Source organism: Aeromonas sp. 600948, assembly GCF_049174875.1.
GTDB classification, from domain to species: domain Bacteria; phylum Pseudomonadota; class Gammaproteobacteria; order Enterobacterales; family Aeromonadaceae; genus Aeromonas; species Aeromonas veronii_A.
Genome location: NZ_JAAKTY010000001.1, coordinates 50,778 through 69,581, shown reverse-complemented (window position 1 = coordinate 69,581; position 18,804 = coordinate 50,778). Strand labels below are relative to the sequence as shown.

General features: G+C 61.2%; 16 protein-coding genes. All 16 read left to right on the top strand.

From position 1 onward, the window contains the following. Nucleotides 1-58: 58 nt before the first annotated feature. The 16 genes from G5182_RS00310 (at nt 59) to G5182_RS00235 (ending at nt 18,804) form a co-directional block, all read left to right on the top strand. On the top strand, nt 59-1,498 hold the full coding sequence (locus G5182_RS00310) for a DUF1566 domain-containing protein (protein ID WP_421254053.1): 1,440 nt from the start codon (nt 59-61) through the stop codon (nt 1,496-1,498). Between the two features lie 13 nt (nt 1,499-1,511). Beyond that, complete coding sequence (locus G5182_RS00305) at nt 1,512-2,081, top strand: DUF1566 domain-containing protein (RefSeq protein WP_204483749.1); 570 nt, start codon at nt 1,512-1,514, stop codon at nt 2,079-2,081. Nucleotides 2,082-2,458: 377 nt separating this feature from the next. Continuing rightward, nucleotides 2,459-2,863 (top strand): NADH-quinone oxidoreductase subunit A, encoded by a 405-nt coding sequence (locus G5182_RS00300; RefSeq protein ID WP_005344919.1) that lies wholly within the window; start codon nt 2,459-2,461, stop codon nt 2,861-2,863. Nucleotides 2,864-2,892: 29 nt separating this feature from the next. Further along, nucleotides 2,893-3,567 carry a NuoB/complex I 20 kDa subunit family protein gene (locus G5182_RS00295; RefSeq protein ID WP_005344917.1) on the top strand — a complete coding sequence of 225 codons (675 nt, stop codon included), beginning with the start codon at nt 2,893-2,895 and terminating at the stop codon, nt 3,565-3,567. Nucleotides 3,568-3,569: 2 nt separating this feature from the next. Beyond that, entirely contained in the window at nt 3,570-5,375 is a 1,806-nt protein-coding gene (gene nuoC, locus G5182_RS00290; RefSeq protein ID WP_040067274.1) for an NADH-quinone oxidoreductase subunit C/D, read from the top strand. 80 nt (nt 5,376-5,455) lie between these two features. Further along, a complete protein-coding gene (gene nuoE, locus G5182_RS00285) occupies nt 5,456-6,004 on the top strand; it encodes an NADH-quinone oxidoreductase subunit NuoE (RefSeq protein WP_421254052.1) in 549 nt (182 codons plus the stop codon). Next, nucleotides 6,001-7,386 carry an NADH-quinone oxidoreductase subunit NuoF gene (nuoF, locus tag G5182_RS00280; RefSeq protein ID WP_005359832.1) on the top strand — a complete coding sequence of 462 codons (1,386 nt, stop codon included), beginning with the start codon at nt 6,001-6,003 and terminating at the stop codon, nt 7,384-7,386. The genes nuoE and nuoF overlap by 4 nt, the downstream gene beginning before the upstream one ends. Before the next feature lie 41 nt (nt 7,387-7,427). Then, entirely contained in the window at nt 7,428-10,166 is a 2,739-nt protein-coding gene (gene nuoG / locus G5182_RS00275) for an NADH-quinone oxidoreductase subunit NuoG (protein ID WP_421251778.1), read from the top strand. Continuing rightward, nucleotides 10,163-11,131: an NADH-quinone oxidoreductase subunit NuoH gene (gene nuoH / locus G5182_RS00270; protein ID WP_421254051.1), complete on the top strand. Its 969-nt coding sequence runs from the start codon at nt 10,163-10,165 to the stop codon at nt 11,129-11,131. Before nuoG ends, nuoH begins: the two co-directional genes overlap by 4 nt. A gap of 10 nt (nt 11,132-11,141) precedes the next feature. Continuing rightward, nucleotides 11,142-11,684, top strand: a complete 543-nt coding sequence (nuoI, locus tag G5182_RS00265; protein ID WP_005337245.1) for an NADH-quinone oxidoreductase subunit NuoI — start codon at nt 11,142-11,144, stop codon at nt 11,682-11,684. Nucleotides 11,685-11,694: 10 nt separating this feature from the next. Further along, nucleotides 11,695-12,246: an NADH-quinone oxidoreductase subunit J gene (gene nuoJ / locus G5182_RS00260; RefSeq protein ID WP_005359828.1), complete on the top strand. Its 552-nt coding sequence runs from the start codon at nt 11,695-11,697 to the stop codon at nt 12,244-12,246. After that, nucleotides 12,243-12,551 carry an NADH-quinone oxidoreductase subunit NuoK gene (gene nuoK / locus G5182_RS00255; protein WP_005337247.1) on the top strand — a complete coding sequence of 103 codons (309 nt, stop codon included), beginning with the start codon at nt 12,243-12,245 and terminating at the stop codon, nt 12,549-12,551. The genes nuoJ and nuoK overlap by 4 nt, the downstream gene beginning before the upstream one ends. Further along, nucleotides 12,548-14,395, top strand: a complete 1,848-nt coding sequence (gene nuoL, locus G5182_RS00250) for an NADH-quinone oxidoreductase subunit L (protein ID WP_421251780.1) — start codon at nt 12,548-12,550, stop codon at nt 14,393-14,395. The genes nuoK and nuoL overlap by 4 nt, the downstream gene beginning before the upstream one ends. A 98-nt stretch (nt 14,396-14,493) precedes the next feature. Next, nucleotides 14,494-16,038: an NADH-quinone oxidoreductase subunit M gene (nuoM, locus tag G5182_RS00245; protein ID WP_139747386.1), complete on the top strand. Its 1,545-nt coding sequence runs from the start codon at nt 14,494-14,496 to the stop codon at nt 16,036-16,038. After that, the gene (gene nuoN / locus G5182_RS00240) at nt 16,035-17,498 is read left to right on the top strand and encodes an NADH-quinone oxidoreductase subunit NuoN (RefSeq protein ID WP_227340747.1); all 1,464 of its coding nucleotides are present in this window, start codon (nt 16,035-16,037) and stop codon (nt 17,496-17,498) included. Before nuoM ends, nuoN begins: the two co-directional genes overlap by 4 nt. Nucleotides 17,499-17,679: 181 nt before the next feature. Continuing rightward, nucleotides 17,680-18,804 (top strand): FIST signal transduction protein, encoded by a 1,125-nt coding sequence (locus G5182_RS00235; RefSeq protein WP_216962189.1) that lies wholly within the window; start codon nt 17,680-17,682, stop codon nt 18,802-18,804.

Here is an 18,804-nt window from a genome sequence, read left to right as displayed (position 1 = left end):
TCCTGTACCACGGGGGTTACCGCCCCCGTGAACCTGTGACCGAATCAAGGAATGTGAAGTGAAACCATCCGTACTGGTTATTGCAACCCTCTCAGCCCTGCTCAGCGCCTGTGGCGGCGGGGAAGATAACGCACCACTGGCGATCCCGGACTACCGGGTCGATGTCGCCCTGCCAACCGCCGGTACCCTGTGCGCCGATCTGGATCAGAACTGGCAATGTGATCCTGCCGACCCTGCCGTCAGCGGCGAAGGAGTTGTGGCCCTGGTCAGCCGTTCGGCCAACATCGTCAACTCGCCCCTGCTGTTCGTACCGAGGAGCGAAGGTCTGCTGCTGGCACATCCGGCCGCCAAAGGGGATCCACAACGGCTACAACCGACCCTGCTCAGCACCCTGTGGCAGAGCCGCGTTGCCGAAGGGGTGGCCGCCGATCGCGCACTGACGCAGCTGCTGACCGATCTCGCGCCGCTGCAACCGGGCAGCGACCGCGCAGCCCTCGCAGGTCTAGGACAGTTTGATCAGGCGCTACAGCAGGTGGCGATCAGCTTGCAGCAACAGGCCCGCACACGCCTTGCCACCGCCAAGGAGACCCAGTTGCTCACCACCAGCTATCGCGCCATCAGCCTGATGCTGGCGCAATTGGCTCAGGAGTGGCAGCGCAACGGCCAGTTTGCTGAAGAGACACAAAGAGAGCTACTGACCCTGCTGGTGCAGCAGCAGCCACGCAACCTGCTAACCGTCACCGGCGTCACCACCTTCAGCGATGGCAACGACCCGCTGCTGGAACAGGAACCCGCCGACTATCCGGGACAAGATGCCAGCTGGAATCGCACTCGTCCCCAGCTTGCCTATCGCAAACTCGATGATCGCGGTCAGGTGCTCCCCGACAACGCGCCGAGCTGGCAGTGCGTCAAGGATCTCAATACCGGTCTGGTGTGGGAGGTCAAATCGGACGATCCCTTGAGCCCGGCCTGGAAAAGCAGACCCTTTGCCTATGAGGATGAGCAGTTCAAGGCGACCGCAGGCGAGCAGCAAGCGGCCTACCAGCATATTCATAAGAGGATCGAACAGCTCACCGCCGAAGGAGATCTGGCGGCCCTAGCCCGGGCACAGGCGCTGACCACCATGCTGACCACCCGCGCGTATCAGCAGTGGCTCAATGGCGAGCAACGCTGCGGCATCAGCCAGTGGCGGCTGCCCACCATGGGTGAGCTGATGTCACTGATGCACTACGGCAGCCTGGCCAAGGACCCGCTGGGTCAACGCATCATCGTGGATACCCGTTACTTCCCGGATATCGCCTCCTCGGAAGATGACACCTACCATGGCTACTACTGGAGCGCCACCAGCAACACCGCCCAGCGCTTCTCCGGTGGCCCCATCAGCAAACGCACAGTCCTGCTCTTGGGAGAAGATGCGGGCACCACCTATCCCGCGCTGGTGCAGCAAGATACCTATATCGAGCTGATGCAGGTACGACTGGTCGCCACTCCCCAATAATCCGAGGAATATCATGAGCCTTTATCGCTTTTCGTTCGCCATGCTGGCACTGATGGCCCCCCTGGCCCACGGTGCTGCCATCTGTGATGACACCATGGATCGCACCGCCCCCTCTGCCCGTTTTCTTGACCATGGCAACGGCACCGTCACGGATCAACACACCGGCCTCACCTGGATGCGCTGCAAACTGGGACAGACATGGAGTGGCAGCAGTTGCCTGGGGGAACCGACCGTTTACTACTGGCAGCAGGGGCTGCAAGTGGCGGAGCGGATCCGCAGTGACAGCAGTCATGCTCTCTATCACTTCGGCGGTATCAGCCAGTGGCGTCTGCCCGACATCAAGGAGTTAGCGACCCTGGTCGAGCATGCCTGCTACAAGCCCTCTCTCAATGAAGCCATTTTCCCGCGCGCCATGGCGGGGGGCGGTAAAGAGGTCAATGAGGGCTATGTCTATCTGATGAGCAGCACGGTAACCTCCGCCAATGGTCAGCGGGCGTATCTGGATATCACCTCGGGAGATATCGGTCTTCGCGCCATTGGCGCCTACCCGGATCAGGTCTTGCTGGTCGCCAATAAACCCTGACCGCCCCACGCTCGAAACCGGAACGCGATGACAGGAGAGGCTTGAAAGCCTCTCTTTTTATTGCTCTTGCCGTCCCCCTACCTCACACGCCATCACGCTCTTCTCCCGCCTGTGCCCCCTGCCCGCGATACCGACCTGATCTTGCTTCGCACGCGACATACCCCTTTCAGGTGATGACGAGGAGCAGCTCTCTGCGCTTTCCAGGCCTTTCTCGCCCACCATAACCAACAAAAAAGTGCGCTTCTTAACAAAATTTAATTACCGGTTAACCGATTAATAATTAACCCGTAAAAATGACATGTAAATCAGTGCGAAAGTGTCATAATGCGTAACATTATTGTTAAGTCACTTGATTAATTTGGTTAGGAAAAACCTCTATGTTTGCTGATATTTCTGCTCAACATTGGGCTTTTGCCATTTATGTCATCGGTGCCATCACCATCTGTCTGGTGATGATAGGTCTCGCCGCCCTGCTGGGAGGTCGCGCCTACGGCCGCACCAAGAACAAGCCATTTGAATCTGGTGTCGACTCGGTCGGCAGTGCCCGCCTGCGTTTTTCCGCCAAGTTCTATCTGGTCGCCATGTTCTTCGTCATCTTCGACGTCGAGGCGCTCTACCTGTTTGCCTGGTCTGTCTCCGTGCGGGAGAGCGGCTGGGTCGGCTTTATTGAAGCCACCATTTTCATCGGACTGCTGCTTATCGGCCTGATCTACCTCTGGCGCATCGGCGCACTGGACTGGTCACCGCGCAAACCGCAGCTGAACAACAAAAACAGTGATTGAACCACAGACCCTTTCCTTGAGGTTGCACCATGAAGTACACCCTGACCCGGATTGACCCGGATGCACCCGTTGAGCGCTACCCCCAAGAGCAGCGCCAGACCGTCGATGACCCACTGGCGCAAGAAGCGACGCGCGGCATCATGATGGGCCGCCTCGAGGAGGTGCTGCAAGACACAGTCAACTGGGGCCGCAAAAACTCCCTCTGGCCTTACAACTTCGGCATCTCCTGCTGCTACGTGGAGATGTGTACCGCCTTCACCTCCCCCCACGATGTGGCCCGCTTCGGCGCCGAAGTTATCCGCGCTTCGCCCCGTCAGGCCGATTTCATGGTGATTGCAGGGACTCCCTTCATCAAGATGGCGCCAGTCATCCAGCGCCTGTATGAACAGCTGCTCGAACCCAAGTGGGTGATCTCCATGGGGGCCTGTGCCAACTCCGGCGGCATGTATGACATCTATTCCGTGGTGCAGGGGGTGGACAAGTTCCTGCCGGTCGACGTCTACATTCCGGGTTGCCCGCCCCGTCCCGAAGCCTTTTTGCAAGCCCTGATGCTGCTGCAGGACTCCATCGGCAAAGAGCGCCGCCCCCTCTCCTGGGTGGTGGGCGATCAGGGGATCTACCGTCCCCAGATGCAGGCCGAAAAAGAGCGCAAGCGCGGCGAACGGATCAATGTGACCAACCTGCGCACGCCGGATGAGATCTGACCATGAAACTGACTCGTGATTTTCCCAGCAATTACGCCATGGCCCAGTGGCAGCCCAGCGACCACAAGGATGCCAAAGTCATTGGCGAACTGTTTGCCCACTTCGGGGCAGAGCACTTCACCGTGCAGACCACGCGCACCGGCGTGCCGGTGGTCTGGCTCCCCCGCGAACTGCTGCAGGATGTGATGGGCTTTTTGCGCAAGGTGCCCTCCCCGTTCGTGATGCTCTTCGATCTGAGTGCGACTGACGAGCGGCTGCGCAGCCATCGCGACGGTCTGCCCCAGAGCGATTTCACCGTCTTCTATCACCTCATCTCAATCGACCGTAACGCCGATGTGATGTTGAAAGTGGCGCTGGCCGAGAGTGACCTGCATCTGCCCACCATCACCAACCACTTCCCCAATGCCAACTGGTACGAGCGGGAAGTGTGGGATCTGATGGGCATCACCTTCGATGGCCATCCCCATCTGACCCGGATCATGATGCCCAAGAGCTGGCAGGGTCACCCGCTGCGCAAGGATTACCCGGCGCGCGCCACCGAATTCGATCCCTTCATGCTCGATGCCGCCAAACAGGACATGGAGCAGGAGAACCTGCTGTTCAAACCGGAAGAGTGGGGCCTGGCCCGCGGCAACGAGAACGAGGACTACATGTTCCTCAACCTCGGCCCCAACCACCCCTCTGCTCACGGCGCCTTCCGGTTGGTGTTGCAGCTCGATGGCGAGGAGATCCGCAACTGCGTGCCCGACATCGGCTACCACCATCGTGGTGCCGAGAAGATGGGCGAGCGCCAGTCCTGGCACAGCTACATCCCCTATACCGACCGGGTCGAGTATCTGGGCGGGGTGATGAACAACCTCCCTTATGTGCTGGCGGTCGAGAAGCTGGCCGGCATCAAGGTGCCCCAGCGGGTCGACATGATCCGGGTGATGATGGCGGAGCTGTTCCGTATCCAGAGCCACCTGTTGTTCCTCGGTACCTATATCCAGGACGTGGGGGCCATGACCCCGGTCTTCTTCACCTTCACCGATCGGCAGAAGATCTACACCATCATCGAAGCGATCACCGGTGCCCGCATGCATCCGGCCTGGTTCCGTATCGGTGGTGTGGCCCACGACTTGCCGAAGGGATGGCAGCGGCTGGTGCAGGACAACCTGTTGAGCTGGTTGCCCAAGCGCTTGATGGATTACGAAAAAGCGGCGATGCGCAACAGCATTCTGCGCGGTCGAACCATAGGCGTCTCGGCCTACACCACCGAGCAGGCGTTGTCCTGGGGCACCACGGGGGCCGGATTGCGCGCCACCGGCCTCAACTTCGACGTGCGCAAGTGGCGTCCCTATTCGGGCTATGACCAGTTCGACTTTGAAGTGCCGGTCGGCAGCAATGGCGATGCCTACGACAGAGCCACCGTGCGGATCGAGGAGATCCGCCAGAGCATGTCGATCATCGAGCAGTGCATGAAGAACATGCCGGAGGGGCCGTTCAAGGCGGATCACCCCCTCACCACTCCGCCGCCCAAAGAGCGCACGCTGCAGCACATCGAGACCCTGATCAACCACTTCCTGCAAGTGTCTTGGGGCCCGGTCATGCCGGCAGCCGAATCGTTCCAGATGATTGAGGCGACCAAGGGGGTCAACAGTTACTACCTGACCAGCGATGGCTCCACCATGAGCTACCGGACCCGGATCCGCACCCCGAGCTTTGCTCACCTGCAGCAGATCCCCTCGGTGATCAAGGGCAGCATGGTGTCGGACCTCATCGTCTATCTGGGCAGTATCGATTTTGTTATGTCGGATGTGGACCGTTAAGTGATCCGCCCTCCCGGCCATGGCCGGGAATTGGGATCGCCGGACGAGCAGTAAAAGGACAAGCCACCAAAGGTCAAGTCATGAGCCAGCAATGTCAGTGTCAGTGTCACAATAATCAGACCCCACAGGGGCAAGGGGCATGCAGCAGCAAACAGGACGACTTCGTTCTGAGCCAGGCTGAACGCGATGCCATCGAACACGAGAAACACCACTACGAAGATCCCCGCGCCGCCAGCATCGAAGCGCTCAAGATCGTGCAGCAGGCCAGAGGCTGGGTCCCCGACGGCGCCATTCACGCCATCGCGGCCGAGCTCGGCATTCCCGCCAGCGACGTGGAGGGGGTTGCCACCTTCTATAGCCAGATCTTCCGCCAGCCGGTGGGGCGCCACATCATTCGCGTCTGCGACAGCATGGTCTGCTACATCAATGGCCATGAAGATCTGATGGCCGGTCTCAAGGAGGTGATGAACCTCGGCCCCGGTCAAACCACCCCGGATGGCCGCTTCACCCTGCTGCCGGTCTGCTGTCTTGGCAACTGCGACAAGGGGCCAGCCATCATGATCGATGACGACACCTATGGCGGCCTCGATCCGGTGACCTTGCTGAAAACGCTGGAGGCTTACCCATGAGCCTGCCGCAGAACAAAATCCTCGCCTCTCTTGGCACCGCCAATCGCACCCCGCGTGCCCCCGAGACCCACCCGCTCACCTGGCGGCTGCGGGATGACGGCCAGCCGGTGTGGCTGGAGGAGTATCAGGCCAAACAGGGCTATGAAGCGGTGCGCAAGGCGCTCGGCCAGATGAGCCCGGACGAGATTGTCAGTACCGTCAAGGATGCCGGTCTCAAGGGGCGCGGCGGTGCAGGCTTCCCCACTGGCGTGAAGTGGGGGCTGATGCCCAAAGACGAGAGCATGAACATTCGTTACCTGCTCTGCAACGCCGACGAGATGGAGCCCAACACCTGGAAAGATCGCCTGCTGATGGAGCAACTGCCCCATCTGCTGATCGAGGGGATGATCATCAGTGCCCGGGCGCTCAAGGCCTATCGCGGCTACATCTTCCTGCGTGGCGAATACGTTGATGCCGCCATCCACCTGCGCCGTGCGGTGGAAGAGGCCAAGGCCGCCGGTCTGCTGGGCAAGAACATTCTGGGATCCGGTTTTGACTTCGAGCTGTTCGTCCACACCGGCGCCGGCCGCTACATCTGTGGTGAAGAGACGGCGTTGATCAACTCGCTGGAAGGGCGCCGTGCCAACCCGCGCGCCAAACCCCCCTTCCCCGCCGTTTCCGGCGTCTGGGGCAAACCCACCTGCGTCAACAACGTCGAGACCCTCTGCAACGTCCCCGCCATTATCGGCAACGGGGTCGCCTGGTATCACGGGCTGGCGCTGCCGGGCTCGGAAGATCACGGCACCAAGCTGATGGGCTTCTCCGGCAAGGTGAACAACCCCGGGGTCTGGGAGCTGCCGTTTGGCATCACCGCCCGCGAGCTGTTTGAAAATTACGCCGGCGGCATGAAGAGCGGCTATCGCCTGAAAGCCTGGCAACCGGGCGGCGCAGGCACCGGCTTCCTGCTGCCGGAGCACCTCGATGCCCAGATGTATACCGCCGGTATCGGCAAGGTCGGTACCCGGATGGGGACTGGCCTCGCCATGGCGGTGGATGACTCCATCAGCATGGTCTCCCTGCTGCGCAACATGGAGGAGTTCTTCGCCCGCGAGTCGTGTGGCTGGTGCACGCCCTGTCGCGATGGCCTGCCCTGGAGCGTCAAGCTGCTACGGGCACTGGAACGTGGCGAAGGGCAATCCGGCGATCTGGCGACTCTGGAACAACTCTGCGGTTTCCTTGGCCCGGGCAAGACCTTCTGCGCCCACGCACCGGGCGCCGTCGAGCCGCTGGCCAGCGCCATCAAATATTTCCGCTCCGAATTCGAGGCCGGGATCAAAGGCAGCGGTGATAACCGCAAGCCGGTCAAAGGGATCCAGCCCAATCTGCTGGGCGAGCGCTGGTAACGACACCACAGATTTCACAAAACAGGTTTCAGGGAAGTTGTATGGCAACCATTTATGTAGACGGCAAAGAGTACGAGGTAGACGGAGCAGATAACCTGCTGCAAGCCTGTCTGTCGCTGGGTCTGGACGTCCCCTATTTCTGCTGGCATCCGGCGCTGGGTAGCGTTGGCGCCTGCCGCCAGTGTGCAGTCAAACAGTATCAGAATGCCGATGATAAACGCGGTCGTCTGGTCATGTCTTGCATGACCCCGGCCACCGATGGCAGCTACATCGCCATCGAGGATGAAGAGGCTAAAGAATTTCGCAAGAGCGTGGTGGAGTGGCTGATGACCAACCACCCTCACGACTGCCCGGTGTGTGAAGAGGGCGGCGCCTGCCACCTGCAGGACATGACGGTGATGACCGGCCACAACAGCCGTCGCTACCGCTTCACCAAACGCACCCACCAGAATCAGGAGCTGGGCCCCTTCATCGGTCACGAGATGAACCGCTGCATCGCCTGCTACCGCTGCGTCCGTTACTACAAGGATTATGCCGGTGGCGAGGATCTCGGGGTCTATGGTGCCCACGACAACGTCTATTTCGGGCGGGTCGAGGATGGCACCCTGGAGAGTGAATTTTCCGGCAACCTGGTGGAGGTCTGCCCCACCGGCGTCTTCACCGACAAGACCCACTCCGAACGTTACAACCGCAAGTGGGACATGCAGTTTGCCCCCAGCATCTGCCAGCAATGCTCCGTGGGTTGCAACATCAGCCCGGGCGAGCGTTATGGCGAGCTGCGCCGCATCGAAAACCGCTTCCACGGCAGCGTCAACCACTACTTCCTTTGTGACCGTGGCCGCTTTGGCTATGGCTATGTCAATCTGGCCGACCGCCCGCGCCAACCGCTGCTCAAAGATGGCAACGACCAGCTTACCATCACGGTCGATGGCGCCCTCAACCGAGCCGCCGATGCCCTGCGCACGGCCCGCGACCTCATCGGCATCGGCTCGCCCCGCGCCTCGCTGGAGAGCAACTTTGCCCTGCGCGAGCTGGTGGGTGAAGCCAACTTCTACGCAGGCGTCGAGCAGGCCGAATGGGCCTGTCAGCTGAAGATGCTGCAGATCCTGCAACAGGGCGGCGTGCCGACTCCGAGCCTGCGGGACATGGAAGAGGCTGATGCCATTCTGCTGCTCGGCGAAGATGTCACCATGAGCGCCGCCCGTATCGCGTTGGCGCTGCGCCAAGCGGTCAAGGGCAAGGCTCGCGAGCTGGCTCGCAAGATGAAGGTCGATCTGTGGCAAGTCGCCGCCGTTCAGACCCTGGGTCAGAACGAGCGCTACCCGCTGCTCATCACCAGTCTCGACACCACCCGTCTTGATGATGTGGCGGCCGACAAGCTGCACGCCCCCTATGCTGATCAGGCGCGCCTTGGCTTTGCCATCGCCAATCTGCTCGACCCAGTAGCACCGGCCGTGGCCGATCTCGACCCCGAACAGCAGGCACAAGCGGCTCGCTGGGCCGAACTGCTCGGCAACGCCAGGAAGCCGCTTATCATTGCAGGCTCCACTGCCCGCGAGGTGGCGCTGCTTGAGGCGGCCAGCAACATTGCCCGCGCCCTGAAAGACCGTGGACAGGAAGCCAGCATCGCGCTGGTTGGCCAGGAGGCCAACTCGCTGGGTCTGGCCATGCAGGGCGCTCAAACCTTGTCAGACAAGTCGCTCGAAGCCGCCCTTGCGCGTATCGAGTCAGAAGAGGGGTTGGCGCTGGTCACCCTGGAGAACGATCTCTACCGCCGCGCGCCGCGCAACCGGGTGGATGCTGCGCTGGCAGGGCTGCAATACCTGCTGGTCATCGACCATCAGGCGACCCCGACCGCCAACAAGGCTGATCTGGTGCTGCCAGCGGCCAGTTTTGCCGAAGCCGATGGCACCTTGGTCAATATGGAAGGACGCGCCCAGCGCTTTTTCCAGGTCTATGCGCCCGCCTTCTACAACGCCGATATTCAGGTGCGTGAAGGGTGGCGCTGGCTGGCAGCGCTGCAAGGGGCGATAGAACGCAAGCCGCTGCGCTGGCAGAACTTCGACCAGGTCAATCATGACTGCGCCACCAGCAATCCGCTGCTCGCTACCATGCTGGAAGCGGCGCCCAACGCAGGCTTGCGGATCCGTGGCATGCGGCTGGCCCGTGAGCCGCATCGTTACAGCGGTCGCACCTCCATGCTGGCGGATCAGAACGTCAGCGAGCCGCGGGTAGCGCAAGATCCCGACTCCCCCTTCAACTTCTCCATGGAAGGGTATGCCGGAGCCCGTCAGCCGCTGCCGCAAGTACCGTTCGCCTGGGCGCCGGGCTGGAACTCTCCCTCCGCCTGGAACAAGTTCCAGGATGAAGTGGGTGGCAAACTGCGTGCTGGCGATCCGGGTCGCCGTCTGCTGGAAGCAAGCGAAGATACCCTTGGCTGGTTTACTACCATCCCCTCCCCCTTCAAGGCAGAGGATGCGCTGCAAGTGGTCAATTATGCCCAGCTGTTTGGCGGCGAGGAGCTCTCCGCTCGCAGCCCGGTCATTCAGGCCCGGATGAACGAACCCGAGCTGGTGCTCAATCCCCTTGATGCGCAACGTCTGGCCCTCCACGGGGGCAGTCAGGTCTCCTTCTCCTGGGGCGGTAGCCACTGGCAACTGCGTCTGCGCCTGAGCGAGCAGCTGAGCGCCGGTCTGGTGGGGCTCCCCCTTGGGGTGAACGGCCTGCCGACGGCCCTGCAACAAGCCTCAATCACTAACCTGCAGGAGGTGATCGCATGAGCGAGTCGCTGATCGATCTGTTGCTGGAGGTGGGCAAGGCACTGGTCGTGCTGGTGGGGATCGTGGGGGCTGGCGCCTTCATGAGCTTCATCGAGCGCCGTCTGCTGGCCCTGTGGCAGGATCGCTACGGCCCCAACCGGGTGGGGCCGTTTGGCCTGCTCCAGCTGGCCGCCGACATGATCAAGATGTTCTTCAAGGAGGACTGGATCCCGCCCTTCGCTGATCGGCGGATCTTTATCCTGGCCCCCATCATCGCCTTCACTGCCTTTATTCTGGCGTTTGCGGTGGTGCCCATCACCCCCACCTGGGGCGTGGCGGATCTCAATGTGGGGCTGCTCTACATCTTGGCCATCGCGGGGCTGGCGGTCTATGCGGTGCTGTTCGCCGGCTGGTCGAGCAACAACAAATACTCATTGCTCGGCAGCTTGCGCGCCTCGGCCCAGACCCTCTCCTACGAGGTGTTTCTGGGCTTGTCGCTGATGGGGATCGTGATCCAGACCGGCAGTTTCAACCTGCGGGATATCGTCGAGGCACAGGCAGACTTGTGGAACGTGGCGCCCCAGATCCTGGGCTTTGTCACCTTCCTGTTTGCCGGTGTCGCCGTCACCCACCGTCACCCGTTCGATCAGCCAGAAGCCGAGCAGGAGCTCGCCGACGGCTATCACATCGAGTATGCGGGGATGAAGTGGGGTCTCTTCTTCGTGGGCGAATATATCGGCATCGTGCTGATCTCCTCGCTCATCGTGACCCTCTTCTTCGGTGGCTGGCACGGCCCCTGGCTGCCCCCCTTCATCTGGTTTGCCCTGAAGACCGCCTGTTTCATGGTGTTCTTCATCCTGCTGCGGGCCTCCCTGCCTCGCCCGCGCTTTGACCAGGTGATGTCGTTTGGCTGGAAAGTCTGCTTGCCGCTGACCCTGATCAATATGCTGGTCACCGCGGCAGTTGTACTGATAAGTACGCAGTGAGGCACTCAATATGAAAATTGTTAGCATTATTCAGGGTGTCGGCACCCAGTTACGCAGTCTGGCCATGGTCTTCTCCCATGCCTGGCGGCCCCGTGAAACCCTCAACTATCCGGAGCAGGCAGTCTATGCGGCCCCCCGCTACCGCGGTCGCATCGTGCTGACCCGCGACCCCGACGGGGACGAGCGCTGCGTGGCCTGCAACCTCTGCGCAGTTGCCTGCCCGGTCGGCTGCATCTCGCTGCAAAAATCCGAGCGGGAAGATGGTCGCTGGTATCCGGAGTTCTTTCGCATCAACTTCTCTCGCTGCATCTTCTGCGGCCTGTGTGAAGAGGCCTGCCCCACCACCGCCATCCAGCTGACACCGGATTTCGAGATGGGTGAGTATCGCCGCCAGGATCTGGTGTACGAGAAGGAAGATCTGCTGATCAGCGGGCCCGGCAAATACCCGGACTACAACTTCTATCGCATGAGCGGGATGGCCATCGACGGCAAGCCGAAAGGGGATGCCGAAAACGAAGCCAAGCCCATCGATGTCAAGAGCCTGCTGCCCTGAGGAGTCAATCATGGAACTGGCATTTTATGCCTCGGCCCTGGTGGCCATTTACAGCACGCTGCGGGTGATCAGCACCAGCAATCCCATGCATGCGCTGCTCAATCTCATCATCTCCCTCATCGCCGTGGCCATGATCTTCTTCTGCCTGGGTGCCGCTTTTGCGGGCGCCCTGCAGGTGATCGTCTACGCCGGCGCCATCATGGTGCTATTCGTGTTCGTGGTGATGATGCTGAACCTGGGGAGTGCCCAGGCACAGGAGAAAAAGTGGCTCACCCCCATGACCTGGGGGGGCCCCGCCCTGCTCTCGCTGATCCTGCTGGGCTTTCTGGCCCACGGCATTCTCGGGGTGACCGGGGGCCTGATCGGAGTGACCGAGGTGACCGCCAAGCAGGTGGGTGTCGAGCTCTTTGGCCCCTATGTGCTGGCGGTGGAGCTTGCCTCCATCCTGCTGCTGGCGGGTCTGGTAACCGCCTATCACCTGGGTCGGGAAGAGAAGAGCGGTGAAGTGCTCTCCGTCCCCCGCACAGCATCCCGCTCTGCACAAGAAGGAGGTCAGCAATGAATGGAATCCCTATGGAGCACGGCCTCCTGCTGGCCGCGGTGCTCTTCTGCATCGGCTTGTGCGGTCTGCTGATCCGCCGCAACCTGCTCTACATCCTGATGAGTATCGAGATCATGATGAATGCCTCGGCACTGGCGTTTGTGGTAGCGGGTAGCCGCTGGGCGCAGGCCGATGGCCAGATCATGTATATCCTGGTGATTTCTCTGGCGGCAGCGGAGGCCAGTATCGGCCTCGCCCTGTTACTGCTGCTCTATCGTCGTTACCACACCCTGAACGTGGACACTGTGAGCGAGATGCGCGGATGAGCCTCTTATATCTGACTTTTCTATTTCCGCTGCTGGGATGGCTGGTGTTGGCCTTCTCCCTCGGCCGGTTCGGTGAGCGTACCTCGGCGCTGATCGGGGTAGGCTCCATTGGCCTGTCGGCCCTCACTACCCTGTGGGTGGGCATCGACTTTCTGGGCAACCCGCCCGAGGGGGGCGTCTATGTCCAGCGCCTGTGGCAATGGATGGCGGTGGGCAACTTTACACCGAGCTTCTCGCTGGCACTTGATGGCCTGTCGCTGACCATGCTGGGGGTGGTGACCGGGGTGGGATTCTTTATCCACCTGTTCGCCTCCTGGTATATGCGCGGTGAAGAGGGTTACTCCCGTTTCTTCACTTACACCAACCTCTTTATCGCCAGCATGCTGTTTCTGGTGCTGGCCGATGACCTGCTGTTTGTCTACCTCGGCTGGGAAGGGGTAGGGCTGTGCAGCTATCTGCTGATCGGCTTCTACTACAAGGATCGCAAGAACGGCGCAGCGGCCCTCAAGGCATTTGTCGTGACCCGGGTGGGTGATGTCTTCCTCGCCATCGGCCTGTTTATCCTCTATCGGGAGCTGGGCACCCTCAATATCCACGAGCTGCTGGTTCGTGCCCCGACCCTGTTTGCCGAGGGCTCCCCTGCCCTGTCGCTGGCCTGCCTGATGCTCCTGGGCGGCGCGGTCGGCAAATCGGCACAGCTGCCGCTGCAAACCTGGCTGGCGGATGCGATGGCAGGCCCGACGCCCGTCTCCGCGCTGATCCACGCCGCCACCATGGTGACCGCCGGTGTCTACCTGATTGCCCGTACCCACGGCCTGTTCCTGCTGGCGCCAGAGATCCTCCATCTGGTCGGGCTGGTTGGCGCCATCACCCTAGTGCTGGCAGGCTTTGCCGCGCTGGTTCAGACCGATATCAAGCGGATCCTCGCCTACTCCACCATGAGCCAGATTGGCTACATGTTTCTGGCACTGGGTGTCGGCGCATGGGAAGGGGCCATCTTCCACCTGATGACCCACGCCTTCTTCAAGGCGCTGCTGTTCCTCTCCGCCGGTGCCGTTATCGTTGCCTGCCACCATGAGCAGAACATCTTCAAGATGGGTGGCCTGCGCAAGAGTTTGCCGCTGGTCTATGCCTGCTTCCTGGTTGGGGGCTCGGCGCTGGCGGCGTTGCCGCTGGTCACTTCCGGTTTCTACAGTAAGGACGCCATCCTGTGGCAAGTAGAAGCCTCTGGCCAAAGCACGCTGCTGTGGGCAGGTCTGGCGGGGGCATTCCTCACGTCGCTTTATACCTTCCGGCTGATCTTTATCGCCTTCCATGGCAAAGAGCAGACCAAAGCCCATGCGGGCCACGGTCTGGCTCACCATCTGCCGCTGCTGGTATTGCTGGTGCTCTCCACCGGCATAGGCGCGCTGATCACCCCGCCACTGGCAGGTGTACTGCCCGCAGGCCCGGGAGACCATATCGAAGAGGGTCGCCATGCACTGGAGGTAGCCTCTGGCATCATCGCCATCGCAGGCATTGCACTGGCCGCGTTTCTGTTCCTCGGTGAGCGCCGTCTGGCCACCTCCATTGCCAACAGCGCGCCGGGCCGCCTGCTCAGCACCCTCTGGTTCAACGCCTGGGGCTTTGACTGGCTCTATGACCAGCTGTGGGTCAAGCCCTATCTGCTGGCGACCCGTCTGGTCGGGCAGGATCCGCTGGACTGGATGATGGGCCTGCCCGCCTGGCTTGCCCTGCGTGGCAACCAGCTGCTGGCCTGGACCGTGACCGGCAAGTTGCGCTGGTATGCCGCCTCCATGGGGATCGGCGCCGTGCTGGTGCTGGCGCTGTTGCTGCTGGGGTAACGCGATGAACAACCGGACAATCATACAGCCAGGCTGTTTGCTCTCCCTGATGGAACAGGGAGCGCAATCTCATATGAACTTGAACGAGAGCTGATACCGTGACTTTACTCTGGATCTTGCTAATTCCTTTTATCGGTGGCTTGCTCTGCTGGCAGATGGAGCGTCTCGGCGGGCAGTTTGTCCGCTGGGTAGCCCTGCTCTCCATGAGCGCCAGCCTGCTGCTCTCCTGTGCCATCTGGCTAAGTGGTGACTTCTCCCTTGCCACCACGGGTCTCGACAGCGCGGGCGTCACCGGTGCTGCCTCCGCCTGGGCCGCCGAGTGGCGCCTGCCGTGGATCCCCCGCTTTGGCATCTCTTTGCATCTGGCGGTGGATGGCCTGTCGCTCTTGATGGTGATCCTCACCTGCTTTATCGGGGTGCTGGCCATCCTCTGTTCGTGGAAAGAGATCGTGCAACGCATCGGCTTCTTCCACCTCAACCTGCTCTGGATCCTGGGCGGCGTGCTCGGGGTCTTTATGGCGCTGGACCTGTTCCTCTTCTTCTTCTTCTGGGAGATGATGCTGGTCCCCATGTACTTCCTGATTGCGCTCTGGGGCCATTCGGTCACTGACGGCAAATCACGGATCAACGCAGCAACCAAGTTCTTCATCTACACCCAGGTGAGCGGCCTTATCATGCTGGTGGCCATCATCGGGCTGGTGCTGACCCACCAGCATGCCACCGGAGTCTTCACCTTCAACTATCTGGAGCTGCTCAATACCCCGATGAGCAAGGGCGTTCAGTGGCTGCTGATGCTGGGATTCTTTATCGCCTTCGCGGTCAAGATGCCGCTGGTACCGCTGCACGGCTGGCTGCCGGATGCCCACAGTCAGGCGCCGACCGCAGGTTCGGTGGATCTCGCCGGTATTTTGCTCAAAACCGCCGCCTACGGTCTGCTGCGCTTTGCCTTGCCGCTCTTCCCCGAAGCGTCCGCAGAATTTGCTCCCTACGCCATGGTGCTTGGCCTGATCGGGATCGTCTACGGTGCCATCGTGGCCTTTGCCCAGACCGACATCAAACGGCTGGTAGCCTACACCAGCATCTCCCACATGGGCTTTGTGATGATCGCTATCTACTCGGGTAGCGAGCTGGCCCTGCAGGGTGCGGTGGTGCAGATGATCGCCCACGGTCTCTCCGCTGCCGGCCTCTTTATCCTCTGCGGTCAGCTCTACGAGCGGTTGCACACCCGGGATCTGCGCCAGATGGGCGGCCTGTGGGGGCGTCTGCGCTATCTGCCCGGTGTGATGCTCTTCTTCTCGGTAGCGTCGCTCGGCATGCCGGGCACCGGCAACTTTGTCGGCGAGTTCCTGATCCTGGTCGGCAGCTTCCAGGTTGCCCCTGTCATCACGGCGGTCGCCACCTTCGGTCTGGTACTGGCCTCGGTCTACTCCCTCATCATGTTGCAGCGCGCCTGCTTTGGCCCCGCCAAGGATGAGAGCATGCTCAAGGGGCTGGATCGCCGCGAGCTGACCATGATGATGGTGATCGCGGGCCTGCTGGTTCTGCTTGGCCTCTATCCCCAACCCGTGATTGACACCGCCAGCAGCAGCCTTATCAACGTGCTGCACTGGTATCTGCTGCCGACTGCTGGAGCCCTGCAATGACTTTCTCCGCTTCCCAACTGCTGGCACTGCTTCCCCTGCTGTTGACCACCGGGGCCATGGCGGCCCTGATGCTGGCCATCGCCTGGCGCCGCTGTGTCACCACCGCCTTTACCGTGACCATTGTTGGCCTCAACCTTGCTCTGTTCTCGCTGCCCATCGTGATGGCGCAAGGGGATCAGGGGGTCACCCCGCTGCTGCAAGTGGACAGTTACGCCGTCTTCTACATGGGACTGGTGCTCATCGGCGCCCTGGCCACCTGCACCTTCGGTCAATCGTGGCTGAAAGCCTACCCGGACAACCGGGAGGAGTTCTTCCTGCTGCTGCTGATCGCCACTGCCGGTGGTCTGGTGCTGGCCTGCTCCCGTCACCTCGCCTCTCTCTTTATCGGGATCGAGATGCTGACCCTGCCGATGTTCGGTCTGGTGGGTTACGCCTACCGCGAGCGCCACTCGCTGGAAGCCGCGGTGAAATACATGGTGCTCTCTGCCGCCGCCACCGCCTTCCTGTTGTTTGGCATGGCGCTGCTCTACGCGCAGGCTGGCAGCCTGAGCTTTGCCGCCCTGGGGCAGACCCTGGCCGAGAGCCCGGCTCACCACCCGCTGCTGATGGGCGGTTTGGGGTTAATGCTGGTCGGCTTTGCCTTTAAACTCTCCCTGGCCCCCTTCCACCTCTGGACCCCGGATGTCTACGAAGGTGCCCCGGCACCGGTCGCCACCTTCCTCGCCACCGTCAGCAAGGTGGCGGTCTTTGCCGTGCTGCTGCGCTTCTATCTGGCGGTACCGGCGGCGAGCGATCCCATGATCCACTGGCTGCTGGCAGCCATGGCGGTCATCTCCATCCTGGTCGGCAACCTGCTGGCCCTGGTGCAGACCAACGTCAAACGGATGCTGGGTTACTCCTCCATCTCCCACTTCGGTTACCTGCTGGCGGTAATCGTGGCGAGCCGATTCGGCCAGATGCCGGTGGAAGCAGCCGGGGTCTACCTGCTGATGTATCTGTTCACCAGCCTCGGCGCCTTTGGCGTCGTCAGCATGATGTCGAGCCCCTATCGCGGCAAGGATGCCGACTCCCTGCACAGCTATCGCGGTCTGTTCTGGAAGCGTCCTTACCTCACAGCAGTGCTGACGGTGATGATGTTGTCACTCGCGGGCATCCCGATGACCCTCGGCTTTATCGGCAAGTTCTACCTCATCGGCGTCACCGTCGAGGCGCAGCTCTGGTGGCTCTCCGGTGCCATCGTGCTCGGCAGCGCACTGGGTCTCTACTACTACCTCAAGGTGATGGTGACCCTCTATCTGCGCGAACCGGGCATGCAGCAGCGCGATGCCAGCGCCGACTGGGCGCTCTCCTCCGGTGGTGTGGTGGTGCTGCTCTCTGCAGCGCTGGTGGTGTTGCTGGGGCTCTATCCCCAGCCGGTCATCAGTCTGGTACAAGGGTTCCAGCAGGTGGTGTTGCAGTAACCCGGCTCATTTCCCTTCAAAACCGGCCCATGTGGCCGGTTTCGTTTTTATGTGGATTGCCTGCTGGCAGAGACCCTTTTGTGTTGGCATCTCACACCCCGTGCAGCCGTTGGTCTCGTCCGGTATTCATCCAACCCCCTTGCTGATATATTGATGACTGGCAGGAATGGAGTTCCGAGCGATGATGCAGCCTACTTTTCATCAATTTGATGCGCATCCACTGGCCGATGCATTGCTTCCCTATGAGGGGCAACGACTCGATGTGTTGCTAGCCGAGCGGGATGCCGCACGCGTTGCCGATCTGCAGCAGCAGTGTCAGCGCCTCAACATTCAACTCTGCGGCGCCATCTTTCCACGCCTTGTCAGTCGGCACGGTTTCCACGAAAGGGGGGCTTGGCTGTTGCCCCGACCAGCATCCCACAATCCTCTGCTGCTCTCGCTCTCCCCTACAGCCAGTGCCGATACACTGGCCGATATCATCTGCGAGCAGTTGGCGTCCCGACTGGCAGAATGGCCGGACACCGAGAAGGTTCCCACCCTCTTTCTCACCTTTGACGCCATGCTCCCCAATATTGCAACCCTGCTCGAGGGGATCTATCTAAGGCTGGCGGACAGGGTCAACTATGCGGGTGTCAATGCAGGTAGCGGCCAGTTCACAGCCATGCCCTGCCTGTTTGACACCCAGAGATTGCTGGGGCATGGGGTCAGCTGTGCACTGCTCTCCCCCCACAGTCCCCCCTTGCTGGAGCACGGCTATCAACTCACTGCCCAGCCCATGCTCGCCACCAGCAGTGAAGGCAACAAGATCTCCTTTATCGACTGGGAGCCGGCTTTTAGCCGCTATCAATCCCTGATCCGGCAACAGTTCCAGCAAAACCTCACACCAGAGCAGTTCTATCGGTACGGTGTACATTTGCCCTTGGGGTTGCTGCGAGCCAATGGCGATGTGATCGTGCGGATCCCGGTCGCCGTTACCGACGACGGTGCCCTGCTCTGCGTCGGAGAGGTGCCTGACCACAGTATTCTCACACTGCTGAAAGCCCCGGAAAGCCCCACAGAGCACGCTGTCGAACTGGCCGAAAAGCTCGGCCGGCACGGTACACCCGAGCGCCTCGAGATCTATTACTGCGCCGGCCGTCAGCAGCACTTCGGCGAACAGAGCACCCTGGAGCTGGAGACCCTCTTTAGCCACAGCGGAGCCCACGAGCTGGTCGGGGCCCTCTCTCTTGGCGAGATAGGAAGTGTAAGGCCGGGGGATTACCCGCTCTTTCACAACGGTGCCATCCTCTGTCTCAGCGAGGGTTAG

What these genes read in the sequence shown, in the direction of transcription:
- G5182_RS00305 (WP_204483749.1), top strand. Translation starts at nt 1,512, where the DNA reads ATGAGCCTTTATCGCTTTTCGTTCGCCATGCTGGCACTGATGGCCCCC.
- G5182_RS00300 (WP_005344919.1), top strand. Translation starts at nt 2,459, where the DNA reads ATGTTTGCTGATATTTCTGCTCAACATTGGGCTTTTGCCATTTATGTC.
- G5182_RS00295 (WP_005344917.1), top strand. Translation starts at nt 2,893, where the DNA reads ATGAAGTACACCCTGACCCGGATTGACCCGGATGCACCCGTTGAGCGC.
- nuoC (WP_040067274.1), top strand. Translation starts at nt 3,570, where the DNA reads ATGAAACTGACTCGTGATTTTCCCAGCAATTACGCCATGGCCCAGTGG.
- nuoE (WP_421254052.1), top strand. Translation starts at nt 5,456, where the DNA reads ATGAGCCAGCAATGTCAGTGTCAGTGTCACAATAATCAGACCCCACAG.
- nuoF (WP_005359832.1), top strand. Translation starts at nt 6,001, where the DNA reads ATGAGCCTGCCGCAGAACAAAATCCTCGCCTCTCTTGGCACCGCCAAT.
- nuoG (WP_421251778.1), top strand. Translation starts at nt 7,428, where the DNA reads ATGGCAACCATTTATGTAGACGGCAAAGAGTACGAGGTAGACGGAGCA.
- nuoH (WP_421254051.1), top strand. Translation starts at nt 10,163, where the DNA reads ATGAGCGAGTCGCTGATCGATCTGTTGCTGGAGGTGGGCAAGGCACTG.
- nuoI (WP_005337245.1), top strand. Translation starts at nt 11,142, where the DNA reads ATGAAAATTGTTAGCATTATTCAGGGTGTCGGCACCCAGTTACGCAGT.
- nuoJ (WP_005359828.1), top strand. Translation starts at nt 11,695, where the DNA reads ATGGAACTGGCATTTTATGCCTCGGCCCTGGTGGCCATTTACAGCACG.
- nuoK (WP_005337247.1), top strand. Translation starts at nt 12,243, where the DNA reads ATGAATGGAATCCCTATGGAGCACGGCCTCCTGCTGGCCGCGGTGCTC.
- nuoL (WP_421251780.1), top strand. Translation starts at nt 12,548, where the DNA reads ATGAGCCTCTTATATCTGACTTTTCTATTTCCGCTGCTGGGATGGCTG.
- nuoN (WP_227340747.1), top strand. Translation starts at nt 16,035, where the DNA reads ATGACTTTCTCCGCTTCCCAACTGCTGGCACTGCTTCCCCTGCTGTTG.
- G5182_RS00235 (WP_216962189.1), top strand. Translation starts at nt 17,680, where the DNA reads ATGATGCAGCCTACTTTTCATCAATTTGATGCGCATCCACTGGCCGAT.